The following is a 14,706-nucleotide window of genomic DNA, read 5'->3' on the forward strand; positions in this document are numbered from 1 at the left end:
TTTCTCGGCCACCCCGTCGGTAGCCACTCCTTTATTTACAGGGGGGAGGGCTCCGGCGTGATCAGGACGGCCACACCCCGCGTTCGGAGGGAAATCTGTTGGAGTGAGAGAATGACCCCGAGCGGTCGCATCGAAACCCGCATCTTCTGAGACTCTCAAGGCTGTCACCACGGGTCGAATCCACAGAGGAACCCCATATTTCACATTTCAGCAGAAATCTCGATGTATCGATGGCTAATCCCGTGAAATACGAGATGTAGGAGCAGCCTTATGATCCTGTCACCCGAAATTTAAATCTGATGGCACCCATTCTGCTCCAGACCGGACTCACGCTCGCCCCAGCCATCGTGGTACTGCTGGTGCTGGCGGTCGCGATCATCGCCGTCTACAGCGCAGTGGAGATCGTCAACGCCTACGAGAAGCGTGCGCTCACCGTGTTCGGCGACTACCGCAAGCTGCTCGAACCCGGCATCAACTTCGTCCCGCCGTTCGTCAACAAGACCTACACGTTCGACATGCGGACCCAGACCCTGGACGTCCCGCGGCAGGAGGCGATCACACGCGATAACTCGCCCGTGACCGCCGACGCCGTCGTCTACATCAGGGTGATGGACGCGAAGAAAGCGTTCCTCGAAGTCGAGGACTACACACGTGCGGTCTCGAATCTCGCCCAGACCACCCTCCGGGCCGTGCTGGGTGACATGGAGCTCGACGACACACTGAGTAAGCGCCAAGAGATCAACGGTCGGATCCGCAAGGAACTCGACGAGCCGACCGACGAATGGGGTATTCGAGTCGAGTCGGTCGAGGTTCGCGAAGTCAACCCCTCGCCGGACGTCCAGCAGGCGATGGAACAGCAGACCTCCGCCGAGCGGAGCCGGCGTGCGATGATCCTCGAAGCACAGGGCGAACGCCGGAGCGCAGTCGAAAGTGCTGAAGGTCAAAAGCAATCGAACATCATCCGTGCCCAGGGTGAAAAGCAGAGTCAGATCCTCGAAGCCCAAGGTGACGCGGTTTCAACGGTACTGCGAGCGAAATCCGCCGAATCGATGGGTGAGCGTGCGGTGATCGACAAGGGGATGGAAACCCTCGAATCGATCGGCCAGGGCGAATCGACGACGTTCGTCCTGCCCCAAGAGCTCTCTTCGATGCTCGGCCGGTACGGCAAACACCTCACGGGGAGCGACGTCCGCGAGGACGGCCACGACTTGGAGAGTCTCGACTTCGACGACGATACCCGCGAGCTGATCGGGCTCGATGACATCGACGAGATTCTCAACGAAATCGACGAGGACGCCGAACTCGACATCGAGGCGATGGAACAGAAAGCAGAAGCCATCAAAACCGGCGAGGCGACCGGCAACATCCAGGACCCCGACGAGGTCATCGCGGAGATGGACCAACCCGACAGAAGCAGCGCGACGAGCGATGGGACCGCCACGAGCAACGCCGAAACCGAGGAACTCGAATCAGAACCCAATTGAGTCGTATTGACGGTCGCTGAGGCCTTCCTCGGCTCTCTTCCCCGACCACGCTGGGCGACAGCACTCGCCATCTGTTTCCGACTTCGACTCGTGATTCTTGGGTGAATCCAGACTCTCACTACACGAGAACGGTCAACGGTGGCGGACGCCTCAGTTCGAACCCGGTCATTCATATAACATTTCTTATATTTGTCCCGACAAGGGCTTACGCATGAATCATGTAAAATCATAATGGAGCGTCCCACCCGCCAGCGCGAGCGCAATACCGAAACCGAGGAGCTAGCGCAGGAAACGGAGGACGAACAAGCCTGTCCCGAGTGTGAGTCGGCCAGTCTCATCAAGAGCGCCGATCAAGGAGAGCTCGTCTGTGAGGATTGTGGCCTGATTCTTGAAAACGATAACATCGACCGAGGGCCTGAATGGCGAGCATTCAATCACGCAGAACGCCAGAGCAAATCCCGCGTTGGCGCGCCGACCACCCAAACGATGCACGACAAAGGACTCACTACTCAGATCGGGTGGCAGGACAAAGACGCCTATGGCCGGTCTTTGTCAGCGGAAAAACGGACACAGATGAACCGTCTCCGGAAGTGGCAGGAACGGGTCCGAACGAAAGACGCCGGTGAACGCAACCTTCAGTTTGCACTCAGTGAGACCGACCGGATGGCGAGCGCGCTCGGTGTACCCCGTTCGGTTCGGGAGGTCGCCTCGGTCATCTACCGGCGGGCGCTCTCCGCGGACCTGATCCGCGGACGCTCCATCGAAGCCGTGGCCGCCAGCGCTCTCTATGCTGCCTGTCGAAAAGAAGGAATCCCCCGCAGCTTGGAAGAAGTCACCCACGTCGCTCGTGTCGAACAGAAAGAGATCGGCCGGACCTACCGCTATATTGCCCGCGAACTCGAACTCGGAATGCGACCGGTCGATCCACAGAAATACGTTCCCNGACCTACCGCTATATTGCCCGCGAACTCGAACTCGGAATGCGACCGGTCGATCCACAGAAATACGTTCCCCGGTTTTGTTCCAGCCTCGACCTGAGCGAGGAAGTCCAATCCAAAGCTAACGAGGTCATTGAAGCCAGCGCAGCAGAAGGGCTCCTCTCGGGGAAATCGCCGACGGGGTACGCTGCTGCTGCAATCTACGCCGCATCACTGCTCTGTAATGAGAAGAAGACTCAGCGCGAAGTCGCCGACGTTGCACAGGTGACCGAGGTCACTATTCGGAATCGGTATCAGGAACAGATCGAGTCAATGGGCATTCACTAGATGATCACAAGATGAAGCTAAACACTGGCCGACGGCCCACGCCGATACTCCATGCCTGAATCCAGCTACAGTTACTCAGCCGAGTGGGGGGAGTCGTTGTGAGCTCTCAATCCCCATCCCTCCCGAGAGATCGACCTGCGGGTAGGGGATGTCGATGCCTGCCTCGTCAAACCGCTGCTTGACGTTGGTTACGTACTCGCCGCGGGTTTTCAGGTAATCTGCACGATTAGGATCCGAGATCCAGAAACGCGAGGTGAGTCCAACGTAGGAGTCGGCGAGTGCACCGTCAGTACTCATTCGCACCGTGGGAGCTGGATCGTCGAGGATGTCCGGGTGGTTTTCGGCCTCCTCCATGATGATGTCGGTCGCTGTCTCAATGTCATCCTCGTAGCCGATACCGAAGGTGAACTGGAGGCGGAGTTCGTCTTTCGCGACTGGGTTTTTGATGACGCCTCCTGTGAGCACCGAATTCGGTACGGTGAGGAGTTCGTTATCGAACGTACGTACTCGTGTGACCCGAAAGGTGATGTCCTCAACGGTGCCGGCGTATGATCCACCATCCCATTCGATCCAATCGCCGATCCGGAATGGTCGATCCGTGTAGATGAACACCCCGGCGACGAAGTTCGAAAGGGTATCCTGGAGCGCGAAACCGATCGCGAGCGTCGCGGCGGCTCCAACCGCTGCTATAGAGGTGAGCAATCCCGTATAGCCAGCGACTCGAAACGCGATACCGATGCCGACGAACGCGACCAAGAGCTTCGTCAGACGGAGCAATGGTTTCTTTTCGTGGGCATCGAGTCCGCGACGATTCAACAACCGACTGACGAACGGGATCACGAACGCCCGCCCGAGTGAATATAGGACAAACACCGCGATGACGAACGTGATCATCGCACCGAGGATCTTGTAGTAGGGGATATTCAGACTGTGGAGGAACTCCCCAACTGGACCGACTTTCGGATTCGAGATGACCTCGGAGACGTTTGCTCCTGTCCCGTTTGGGGTCTGTGTTCCCGATTGCAAGAGCCACGCTGATAGACGAGGATTCATCAGGCGTGTATTGCTGCGTTACCGCATTGTTCGAGTGATTCGCGGTCGCTGGACTGATCGGGAGACGTCACACTTCCAATTTCAATGGTTGGTTTTGCCGATCTGAAACGCGCCCTCGACACCGCTGGCACGTTCAATCGTTCGTCCGTCGTCACGGTCGGGCATCGTTTCTCAGTCTACCTAAAGACGTTCTTCTGAGGTCGAAACGCTTTCACCAGTACCCAGATCGGGGGTAGTATCGTACCAGGTCATCCCACTCGTGCGCCTTTTTATCAAATCTTTATTGGGTTCCCAAATGCTTCTTACAGTCCGTATAGAATGGAAGAACGATGGCACCCGACTACAACCGGAGCGAAACCTACGAAGTCAGTGTCACGAACGTCACCGACGGCGATACGTTGGATGTCGAGTTTTCAGACGGGACGACCGAAGAGCTCCGGGTGATCGGGATCGATGCGCCTGAGACGGAGAGGAATCGTCAGTTCGAACGGCCACAGGAGTGGGAAGGGATCGAAGATTCTGAATATCTCACCCAGTGGGGAGAGAACGCAAAGGAGTACGCGAAGACCGAACTCTCCGGGGCGACAGTTACTGTCTCGTTCGACGAAAACGAGCCGATACGCGGTGAGTACGACCGATTGTTGATGTACGTCGAGACGCCAACAGAGGACGACGGCCAAGCGCGCCTCTACAATCGCGCGCTCATCGAGGAGGGTCTCGCACGGGTGTACGGCTCCAGTCTGACACACCATGCGGAGTTCTGGGCGGCCGAAGACGAAGCTCGCACAAACGGCGCTGGACTATGGGCGGAGAGCAATCCCGAAGCGACGACCGAGTCCCGCGATCGACCCGTCACCGATCTCTTCATCCCGAAACCGTCGAGCATCCGTACCGACTCGGGAGCGCTCGCGGACGACCGCGTGCCGGTGTTTGCGGAGGCGACCGCCCGACAGGAGTTGCAGGATCGCGACCACGGTGTTGAATATGACCGAATGCCGTTGGTTGGGACCGATACCGACGCCCGAACCGGCATGATCGGTGGGCTGCTCATCGACGAAAAATACGAGAAGGCCGAAGGGTTCGAGGTGGATACGGCGAACTTCGAGAACTTCGTGTTTCTCACGAATCTCATCGATTACCTGAGTGATCGCTCCGGGTCGGTTCTCATTGACGGCGGTCATAGTCAGTTCAGTGAAGAGTACGCGATCACCAACGAGGAGGCCGCCTACTACCAGCGATATCTCGAAGGCCAGGATGGGATCGAGTTCGAACAGGTCAACGAGTTCACGAAGTCGCGATTCGCCGATGCACGGGCGATGATCGTCTCGTCGCCTGCGTCCCCATATACTGATACTGAAGTCGATCTACTTGCGGAGTTCAGAGACAACGGTGGGGCGGTCGTGGTTCTGGGCAGCGCGACAGCGAGCGCCACTGCACGGGAGAATTTGGATGACCTCGTGGAGCGACTAGGATCGGATCTCCGACTTAATGAGGATCAAGTATTCGATGCGACGCACAAGGTGAACGATGATTCGTCGCTTCCCTATACCACGGTGTTCGACAGCTCGTTCCCGCTGTTCGATGCCTACAGTCCGGAGTCGGACTCAGGCAATCAGGGAGCATTGTCGCTTGCGGAGATCCACGCCAATGCAGCAGGAGACGAGTACGAGAATCTGAACGACGAGTATCTCGTGTTCACGAACCCAGGAAACGACACGCTGGATCTCACCGGGTCGGTGGTTCACGACGAGGCCGGCCACGAGTATGCGTTTCCGGAGGGCGTGACGCTGTCGCCGGGTGAGGCGGTGACACTCCATACGGGTTCTGGATCCGACGACGATACGGGGTTGTACTGGGGCGCTTCGGCACCGATCTGGAACAATACGGGCGACGAAGTGACGGTGACCGACACGAGTGGAAATGCGATTCTCAGTCGGGAGTACTGAGTTCCGCCACGACAAGCGAGAAGTCTAAGAACTGTCGACGAGTCGCATCACACCCCGGCACTCCGAGCAGGCGAACGAGGAGGGGTGCTTGCCCTCGCCGTCGCGGACGCGATTCTCGCACTTGACACACTCGTAGACCAATTCGACCATCGTCTGGTGTTGCGTCTCGCACCATATGAGTCTACTCGCCGTTTGCGGTGGCCGAGAGGTTTGAGACGTTCTTTCTTTGCCTTATGTAATGGTTCGCATCAGTAGGGTACGTCGTGAGTTACATAAGGCTCGTTAAAGCAGGACTGCCGAAAGGCGTGCCAGCCAAACCAGACTGTCACGGCGGGCGCGCTGGGACGATGCGTTTCCGTGGCAAGTTGTGGCCCCATTCTTCCCATGGAAGCCAGCCGTGACAGCGCTCACCAGCGCCGCCGACACCCCCACTATCGTGGTCCGTGAGGTGTGACTCTCCAAGCTGATAGTAGCCTTTTCGACGACGAGTGAGAGCCCAGCAACATCGCCAACTATCCCATCGTTCGACGTTTGCACGGACATTCTTTCTCGACTTCGGCCACAAGATACAGTATCGATCACATGGAAGTTGAAGGAATTATGGTTGAAACAGACGAGAATTACGCCACGTCAAGCGATCAGGATCTCACGAGAGAACCGAACTACCGGACTGGTGGCGTGATCGGCGTCTTTCCCGGGCCGTAGTCAGCTATCAGAGAGTCGGACCGTCGCCTCGATCACTACTGTCTGCGAGATTTGGCTTCCCGGACCTCGCCATCGCTCCGGAGCATATCGGGACATTTGGGACACACACGGACGGTATCCATCCCAGTCGGAGCGAACACCCGGACGTACTGATCGGTCACGAACGCACCACAATTCTCGCACTCAGGCATGACCGATGACGAAGTTCATCTCACTTTATTTTATCGATGTAGTTAAGGTATTCTTAATGGAATTAGACGTTTCGTTCCGTCGGAGATCTTCTATTCATGCCAACTACTCGATCAGGGGAGAAGCAATGCGGTTTGGCGAGGAATTCAGTCACCAAGGTGAGAGATATTACCAATCGATGCTGTTGGTTTCATGTATTTATTCCAAGAAAGTATCTAATCATGAATCCCACGTAGATCCATCTCGATCCACTCAAGATTATGATTCTCAAAAGCGTCCTTCACCTGTTGAGGAGTGACATCATCACTAAATTCGTGCTCGTTCCATTGTCCCCCACCAACACCTTTGTTGCGATCGATCGTATGCACAAAGCCAAACATCACTAGTTTCGAGAGGTGATTGAACATACCGCGCTGGGTGAGCGGACCTCGCCCACTCTCTGATTTGTAGGTCTGAACCACTTGAGAATAGGCAGTGTGTACTTTGCGGGTACGGGCCGGTGTCAGCCCGGCTGAATCGAGATGAGCGAGCGCCTTGAGAATGTAGAGCTTCTCATCATCTTGATCGACAATAGACTCAACAATGTTGCCGTATTCTAAGTCATTGTCCGCTTGACGAATATGTGGTGGCCTGATCAGATCAGATCCGTTCTCTTCGGCGATCTCTGCCGACCGTCGGAGGAGGCGAATTGCCCGACGAGCACTTCCTGAAGCTTCTTGATATGCAAGTGCCGAACACAGGGAAATCGTCTCTTGATCGTAAGCATCATCGTAGAGAGCCTTGTCTGCCCGAGCGCGAAGGATGTCTGAAAGCTCCTCAGCGTCGTAGGCAGAGAATTTGATCTCAGTCTCGCAAAGGCTATCTTTCACTTTTGGAGAGAGGTTCTTGCGGAACGTGTAGTCATTACTGATACCGATGACTCCAACCCGGATGTTCTCAACGTACCCAATGTCTCGGGAACGCGGAAGTTCGTAGAGAAGCGTATCATCGTCTCCGATTTTATCGACTTCGTCCAGGATTACGAGGACAGTCCCCTCAAGGCTGTTGAGCTCCTCATACATGATATCGTAGACATCCTGGGGAGCATAGCCAGTCCCAGTAATGCGATTCCCCTTGTTCCGTAAGCGATTGACGATCCCAACGGCGACTTGATAGGAAGAGGTCTTGTGATCGCCGGTAGTGAAGTTCTCACAGTTAATCCAGACGAGGTTGAGAGCAACTTTCTCCTCTTTGGGTACGTTCTCGTTCTTCCGTTCGATGTCCTGTTCAAGGTTTTCTCGGAGATACTTCGTTGCAGCAGTTTTTCCGACACCCGTATCCCCATAGAGGAACGCATTTTGTGGAGGACGGCCCTTGTAAACAGGTTTGAAGACGCTTGTGTACTGATCAAGGACATCATCACGACAGAGGATTTGCTTCGGTGTATGGTCCTCTTCGAGGACAGTGGCGTTTTTTATCAGTTCAACGTCGTCAGCGAAGATGGAATCGGCATCGGACATTCTGATATGATGTGTAGTATCCAGCCCCATCAAGCTTTCCCGAGTTTCTTGAGTTTCGTTAGTCGGTAAAGATCCCCGTCACTCACACAGCGGTTTTCCTCAGTCAGTGTTTTCTTTCTCTTCTAAGGACGCGGTTCATAGCTACAGATAGTATATAAACTATCTACTAGTATTATTGGATGCTCTAGATCTGATGGATTGTGTGAGTTAGTCTTCTGGGTGTTTGGACTGATGTGGCTAGCAGCAATTACTACTACTACCACTACAAATAAATAGTATTATTATGCGGGTGCAGATTCCAGTCGAAGTGAATGTCCTGATATAGTGATGCTAAACTCGGGAAAACTGCTGTCCCAGCACTATTGCTGTCACTTCAGCCCTCATTTTCGAGTAGATAACTCAGGAAAACCGCTGTGTGAGTGTGGAGGTTATCTCCATTTTCTCGGCGATAGGATAGCATCCCGAAATCGGGAGGCGAGAAACAGTGATCAGAGTTCGACATCGTGGTATCGGCCAAAATTGCTTAACCGACTGTCGACAAACTACTCGCAGTATCGTGAGAGCAGACGTCGATTACTGGATGGCAGAGTACGTCTCCACAGCGACCACCCGCAGGCAAGTCACGTTTCAGCTACCGGTTTCAGCGTTCCAATGCGAGCGAGCTTCGGTCGGCGTGACGCTCAATCACCGATCGATTGTTCGTTCGGTAGGTCGATCGCGACTATGACACACCAACGCACTCTAAGGGGTGATCCATCGTGAACGTGATCGCTGTCGCCGACATCGGCCACTCGGATATGCCGTTGGCACCCACGATTCGCGAGTGTTCCGACACGACGATTCGGGTTGTCCATCACTCCGGGACTGACCCTGAGACGGGGATCTTCTTCTTCCTCGTCGAGAACGCCAGCAAGGGGTTCAATAACCATCTCAACGAGGATCACACAGTCGCGGAGTGGGAATTAGTGGCGGGCTCGGAGGCAACCCGCGTCTATCGGATCCGCCATTCGCCTGAGACGAAGCTCATTTCGCCGAAGACCAGTGAGCTCAGCGGACTGATGCGCAAGGCGACCACCAACACCCGCGGATGGACAGTCCAACTCCAGTTTCCCCACAGGGAAGCACTTGCCGCGCTATCGGACTACTGCGATAACGAGGACATCTCATTCACGCTCCAGAAAATGTTCCGGCAGGACGAGTGGGACGGCGGGGAACCCACGGCGTTGACCGAGGCCCAGCGCGAAGCGCTGATGACCGCCTACGAGAGCGGTTACTTCGAAGAACCACGTGAGGCACCTCTTGACGAGATCGCAGACGAATTCGACCTGTCACCGACAGCTATTGGCGGTCGGCTCCGACGTGGGACCGCCAAGCTCGTCGAAACCGCACTCATAGAGGATTGAGCCGACGAGATCGAAGGTGGGTATCACGGGGTGAAGACGGATCTGCGATCGACCTGTGGCTGGCTCGGTCGTCCCCGAACTATGGTACCTGCCGGTGGTTGACTAGGATATCGAAGGCGAACTTGAGTGCGATCATGCCAATGATTGCGGAGACAACAAATGTCACTGAGAGCCCGTGTGCGAGGACACTAGCCGCACCAGCCGGTGCAGTGTCACCTTCGAACAGCATGCGCTAGAGGGCACCAAGGATCGAAACGCCGGGGGCATTCGCTACTTGTCCTCGAGTTTACGGTCTAGTGGGCCACCGAATCCAACACTACGGAAAGCGGATCTTCTTCTTTGAGCCGCTGTTAGATGACGAATCGACTGTGTACGCGCCGTGCTTCCGCGGAAGGTTGTCGTCGTGCAAGCCGTGGTCGTAGCAGTGAACCATCGAACTCCAGTTGGCCGCAGCCATGGCCTGGCTGGCGGGGGGAGTGGTCTCACCCGGCCTGTTGCGACTCTCGGGCTCTTGGTATCCGAAGCGCTCGCGGATCTCTGCCTCGACCCCCTCGTTGAGGTCCATACCGAGCTGTAGGCTGTCCAGCAGCCGCTGCTCAACGTTGTCGGTGATCAGGTCGTGGGCCGCCTGGTTGTCACCACTCTCGAAGAGCTTCTGAGCAGCCTTCTCGATCGTGTCGCGCTCGGCGAGCAATTCCTGCTCGAAACCTTCGATCGCGCCGACCACGCCGGGCAGGAACTCGCTTGGTCGCTCACCGGTGAGGTACAGCAACCGTTTGAACTCACGGGTCGCGTAGCGCGTGCCCTCCTGAAATTGCCAGCCATGGTCCAAGAAGTTCGATGCGGAGTTTTTCGTCATGTACCGATGCTGGCGGAACTCCGGCGGAACCTCCTCAGCGGCGATCGGGATCGGCACGAAGGGAGTGGTGATCGCGCTCGTCACCGCGGTCCAGAGCGTCTGTAGTTTCTTGTGCGCGTCGGGACGCAGGTGGGCGACCTGGCCGTAGCCAGCAAAGTCGGTCGACCACCGGGGATCTCGGACCACGGCAAGCATGTCTTCGAGGCTCAGGGGGGTCTGGTTTTCGAGTTCCTTCTCACGCTTCAGGGGGTGACGGGCATCCTGGAAGAACGTGGCGTAAATGTAGTCCTCGACCGGCTTCTCGGCAGGGAACTCGCCGACGCCGTACACGTCGAGCAGATTCAGGGTGTCACCCCTGCCGTCCCACCACCCCTGCTCCTTGGCGAAGCTCAACAGTTTATCCGAGGCCATGAAGTCCGGGTTGTCCTCGTGGTCGGCCGGGAAGTCGAGGATGTAGCCGAAGTACGACACCCTGACCTCGTCCGAACCGAGGCGTTCGGCGGCCCACAGATCACCGTCGGGATGGGCGAAGTTGATGAAGACCCAACCTTCGTTCTCATCGGCGAACAGGTGTGAGTTGCCACCGTAAGTCGAGTAGCCGTGCTCGTCCATCAGCCCACCGACGACCTCGACGGCCTCTTGAGCGGTTGAGGCGCGCTCCATCGCGGCCTGCGCCAAGTCCGAATACTGCGGGCCGCGCAGGGGTGCCGCCTCTTCAGCCATCGTGACGAGCTCCTCGCGCGAGGGCGACCAAATATCCCGCGCAGCCAGGCCGTGCTCATTCAATCCACCGTTGGTCAGCGGCGGCGGAAACCCAGCCCACTCAGAGTAGAAAGAGGAGATGTACTTGTTGGTCTCTTCAGCCTGTGGAATCTCCATCAGTTCGCCGGAGATACTGGCGTTCTCAGTGACACCTACCGTAGTGGTGGCGTCTTTAGGGAACTGCTGACGTGGGACGATATCGATCCAGTGGCTGGACTGTTCGTGCCCGAACCCACCCAACATGGTCGACCCATCATCGGTCAGATCGCTGCCGACGTAGAAGCCGATACTCTTGGTCGGTGGATTCTTTGTTTTGGTCGTAGTGGTCGCGTCGGCGTTCGGGTTGCGTGCGGTTGCGTCCTTTTCACCGGAAGCGTTGCTTCCTCTCACGTATCCGGGGAGGAGTGTGGAGGCAGCTGTAAGCGCCCCGAACTTTCGTCGTGTGAGATGTATCAGGCTCATTGCGCCGTCGCCTATCGGACGATCGTTCATTAACTACTTTCCACAATAACAGAACATCATTAATTGGGGGTGGATACGCTCTTGGCAGAGCCTCTTGGTCTTCTGAGGGTCAGATTTTTCAAAGCGCTGAGTGTAGCTTCAACCGTGAACTAGCCGGTTTACCGTAAGTTATACCGTAAACTGGCTCGTAGACCGTTCATGCCTCCAGAGGGTTACACGACAATCACGGTTAGCGACAGATTGGCCGCTAAACTCACTCGAATCATGGCGCGTCATGATTGCTCCAGCTACGCTGAAGCAATCAAGTATGCTGCCGATACGACACTCGTTCAGGAAGATGAAATCACTATACGGGAGCTTGTTCAGCTCCTCGCCGAACGCGTTGACGAGGTAGACGAAAGCGTCTTACAGTAAAACTTACGGTAAACTGCTAATTTGAGGGTTGATGCTACACTGAGTCTCTGAACTGAGAATACATAGTTTTGAATGAGTACACGCTCAAGGTGCCCTTCGGTTTCTATTCCCCTTCCTAAAGGAAGTGTACTCGCGGTTCGTGAAGAAATTTCTCCAGAGGGGAGCGGAAGCCTACTTGTCTGCTGATTAGGCTTCAGTGGTCGTCATGTTGCCCATCATCTCCGTCTCCGTCATATTGCCGGTCATGTTGCCTTCCATTCCGGTGGTCTCCTCCATGGCAGTACCTTCCATTTCAGTAGTTTCTTCCTCCATGGCGGTGCCTTCCATTTCGGTGGTCTCCTCCATAGCAGTACCTTCCATTTCAGTGGTTTCTTCCTCCATGGCGGTGGTTTCCTCTTCCTCCATAGCAGTGGTTTCTTCTCCGCCTTCCATTGCGGTAGTCGCTTCGCCCGCTCCGCCCGCTTCGCCTGCGGTAGTTCCGTTACCGCCACCGCCGCCTCCGCCGCCGCTACACCCGGCGAGCACGAGTGTGAGGGCAACAAGACCGATCATGGCTGTACGCTTCGAGACTACGTCCATCTGTTTTAGCTTCGAGAGCATGTTTCTCCGTTCGCGGTGAGATAGGGGATCCATTTAATCAGGAGTTCCGAACGACAGTTTGTGTGCATGAGACGGGCGGCTAACCGCGGCAGACCTCTAACCACGAGTGGATGTCACAGAAGACATCCGCGTTCGAGCCGGCGATCAGGCGGCTCGAACGCCAAGCCGCGGAATCGATTCACGAAGACACGGATCTTCTCACGGTAGTTCATGGGTTTGACCTCAGCCTCGCTGAGGTCTACGAAGTCAGCGAAATCGAGTGGAACGCTCGCTACGGCTACGAACCGATGGTTCGGGCATTCTACTGCAAGGAACTCGCTGGTTTCACGACCGAGGAGCTTCACGAGTACCTCACCGACGCCGAGCGTGCCCGCACGCTCGGCTTCGACCCCGATCAGTTCGCTCTGGGGAAGACCGCGCCGGGGCGAACCACGCTCGGTCGCGCGTGGCGCGAGCGCTTTCCCGAGCGGCTCAAGACGTTCATCCAGAGGTCTGCTGAGCGTATTCTCGGTGTTGCCCACGAAGTGGGCAACCCACTCGGGATGCGCGCTCTCGAATCCGAAGACAAGAGCGATCTCTCCAGTCGGTCCGAACAGCGCTACATTGACAGCAAGGCGAAGAAGGTGACGCAAGCGCTGTGTGAGTACGTCTTTCCGGCGATGGACCTCGACCGGCCGGACGACGGAACGCGGTATGACGATACCGCGTTCCTCGAGCTCCAGAGCTATCTTGGATTGACGGATACAGCTGCCAACCAGGGAAGCCGACTCTTCGACGAGGAAACCACCCGCGAGAGCGGTGGGCCAGATAGCGATACTCACCTCCACTACATCAAGCAAATCGAGGCGATGGGAGTGGTCAGCGTAACTTTTGGACATCTGGGAGAAACGTTTCAATCCAGTGGCTGGCGAAGCTCAGTCGATGGCTCAATCGAAGAAATTCCTCGACGAGGAACTCTCTGAAGTGGTCTTTGTCCTCGAAGATNATCCAGTGGCTGGCGAAGCTCAGTCGATGGCTCAATCGAAGAAATTCCTCGACGAGGAACTCTCTGAAGTGGTCTTTGTCCTCGAAGATGGTTGGCGAAATCTCTCGTTTGAGGTCTTTCCACAGCGGTTCGATCGCGTTCAGCGTTGGCGAGTACGGCGGGATGAAGACGAACTCGATGCCGAGTTCGTCGGCCCGTTGTTGGGTGAGTTTCGCGTGATGGGAGCTGTAGTTGTCGGCGACGAGCAGAATCCGCCCCACCGGATTCTGCTCGCGAATCTCTTCGAGCGCCTCAACGATCGTCTCCTTGACCAGTTCGTCTTTGAACGTGATCACGCTCTGGCCAGTNAGAATCCGCCCCACCGGATTCTGCTCGCGAATCTCTTCGAGCGCCTCAACGATCGTCTCCTTGACCAGTTCGTCTTTGAACGTGATCACGCTCTGGCCAGTTATCGCGTAGAAGCCGATCGAGCGCCACGGAAACGTCACCAACGGCTTTGGAATCGTGACCGTGCGGTCGAACGACCACATCCGTTGAGAGTTCTCAAATGGCTGTGGCCACGCTTCGTCGAAAGAAGCCCAGTACGATGGGATCATCNGGATCCATCGGGCGCGGCTTCGCGTAGTTCATGCCGGCAGCTCGAAGCTTCCGGCTCAGGTGTGCTGGGTGGTACGTGACGCCGTAGCGGTCTTCGATGAGCGCATGAATCGCTCGCGGCGTCCACGGCTGGCCCTCTTCGAGGATGTCACAGAGTTCGTCGAACTGCTCGTTGGTGAGCTTCGGCGGCCGTCCGCCGCCGAAGCCTGGCCGGAGGCCTTCGACACCGGCTTCGTTCCACGCGCGTGCCCACCGACGCGTCGTGGATCGAGAGATCCCGACGCGGTCGCCTGCTTCTTCGTGCGTATCGCCAGCGTAGAGATTCTTCACGTAACAGAGCCGCCGGACGAGACGCGTCTCGTCCGCCTTTTGCGCATCTGCAATCGCTCGATCAAGCTCATCACCCGACAGATGTCTCACCAACAGACCTCGCCGATTGTTCTTCATCACCGTAGAGAGGCGCTCTAAGGGGTCAGCTCTTTC

At 56.4% G+C, this 14,706-nt stretch carries 11 protein-coding genes and 2 pseudogenes; 5 read left to right on the forward strand and 8 right to left on the reverse strand.

All coding sequences use genetic code 11. The features are described from left to right. Positions 1 to 299 precede the first annotated feature (299 nt). Together C450_RS12070 and C450_RS12075 are read left to right on the forward strand one after the other, a co-directional pair. On the forward strand, positions 300 to 1,484 hold the full coding sequence (locus tag C450_RS12070; RefSeq protein ID WP_005043749.1) for an SPFH domain-containing protein: 1,185 nt from the start codon (positions 300 to 302) through the stop codon (positions 1,482 to 1,484). Between the two features lie 231 nt (positions 1,485 to 1,715). Next, positions 1,716 to 2,749, forward strand: a pseudogene (locus C450_RS12075) (transcription initiation factor IIB). Positions 2,750 to 2,824: 75 nt separating this feature from the next. On the opposite strand, the gene C450_RS12080 reads toward C450_RS12075, so the two are convergent. Beyond that, a complete protein-coding gene (locus C450_RS12080; RefSeq protein WP_049910175.1) occupies positions 2,825 to 3,802 on the reverse strand; it encodes a mechanosensitive ion channel family protein in 978 nt (325 codons plus the stop codon). Between the two features lie 329 nt (positions 3,803 to 4,131). Here C450_RS12080 and C450_RS12085 point away from each other — a divergent pair, with 329 nt between their 5' ends. Further along, positions 4,132 to 5,748, forward strand: a complete 1,617-nt coding sequence (locus tag C450_RS12085) for a lamin tail domain-containing protein (protein ID WP_005043752.1) — start codon at positions 4,132 to 4,134, stop codon at positions 5,746 to 5,748. A gap of 24 nt (positions 5,749 to 5,772) precedes the next feature. Here C450_RS12085 and C450_RS23225 read toward each other — a convergent pair whose 3' ends face one another. The 3 genes from C450_RS23225 to C450_RS12095 form a co-directional block, all read right to left on the reverse strand. Beyond that, entirely contained in the window at positions 5,773 to 5,898 is a 126-nt protein-coding gene (locus tag C450_RS23225) for a hypothetical protein (RefSeq protein WP_275039280.1), read from the reverse strand. A 590-nt stretch (positions 5,899 to 6,488) separates the two neighbouring features. Continuing rightward, positions 6,489 to 6,644 (reverse strand): DUF7563 family protein, encoded by a 156-nt coding sequence (locus C450_RS23710; RefSeq protein ID WP_005043754.1) that lies wholly within the window; start codon positions 6,642 to 6,644, stop codon positions 6,489 to 6,491. Positions 6,645 to 6,857: 213 nt separating this feature from the next. Continuing rightward, the gene (locus C450_RS12095; protein WP_005043755.1) at positions 6,858 to 8,141 is read right to left on the reverse strand and encodes a Cdc6/Cdc18 family protein; all 1,284 of its coding nucleotides are present in this window, start codon (positions 8,139 to 8,141) and stop codon (positions 6,858 to 6,860) included. Between the two features lie 758 nt (positions 8,142 to 8,899). On the opposite strand from C450_RS12095, the gene C450_RS12100 reads away from it, so the two are divergent. Continuing rightward, complete coding sequence (locus tag C450_RS12100) at positions 8,900 to 9,544, forward strand: helix-turn-helix domain-containing protein (protein WP_005043757.1); 645 nt, start codon at positions 8,900 to 8,902, stop codon at positions 9,542 to 9,544. Between the two features lie 316 nt (positions 9,545 to 9,860). On the opposite strand, the gene C450_RS12105 is transcribed toward C450_RS12100, so the two are convergent. Then, on the reverse strand, positions 9,861 to 11,627 hold the full coding sequence (locus tag C450_RS12105) for a C69 family dipeptidase (protein WP_005043758.1): 1,767 nt from the start codon (positions 11,625 to 11,627) through the stop codon (positions 9,861 to 9,863). A 600-nt stretch (positions 11,628 to 12,227) separates the two neighbouring features. After that, positions 12,228 to 12,641: a hypothetical protein gene (locus C450_RS12115; RefSeq protein ID WP_005043761.1), complete on the reverse strand. Its 414-nt coding sequence runs from the start codon at positions 12,639 to 12,641 to the stop codon at positions 12,228 to 12,230. 110 nt (positions 12,642 to 12,751) lie between these two features. Here C450_RS12115 and C450_RS20930 point away from each other — a divergent pair. Next, positions 12,752 to 13,576 (forward strand): annotated as a pseudogene (locus C450_RS20930) (ISNCY-like element ISHwa15 family transposase); the annotation flags it as partial. Here C450_RS20930 and C450_RS21675 read toward each other — a convergent pair. Further along, the gene (locus C450_RS21675; RefSeq protein WP_152424496.1) at positions 13,500 to 14,222 is read right to left on the reverse strand and encodes an IS630 family transposase; all 723 of its coding nucleotides are present in this window, start codon (positions 14,220 to 14,222) and stop codon (positions 13,500 to 13,502) included. The pseudogene C450_RS20930 and the gene C450_RS21675 overlap by 77 nt on opposite strands. After that, the gene (locus C450_RS12130) at positions 14,170 to 14,670 is read right to left on the reverse strand and encodes an IS630 family transposase (RefSeq protein ID WP_005043764.1); all 501 of its coding nucleotides are present in this window, start codon (positions 14,668 to 14,670) and stop codon (positions 14,170 to 14,172) included. Before C450_RS12130 ends, C450_RS21675 begins: the two co-directional genes overlap by 53 nt. Positions 14,671 to 14,706 lie beyond the last annotated feature (36 nt).

The sequence above is a fragment of the Halococcus salifodinae DSM 8989 genome (assembly GCF_000336935.1).
Lineage (GTDB): Archaea > Halobacteriota > Halobacteria > Halobacteriales > Halococcaceae > Halococcus > Halococcus salifodinae.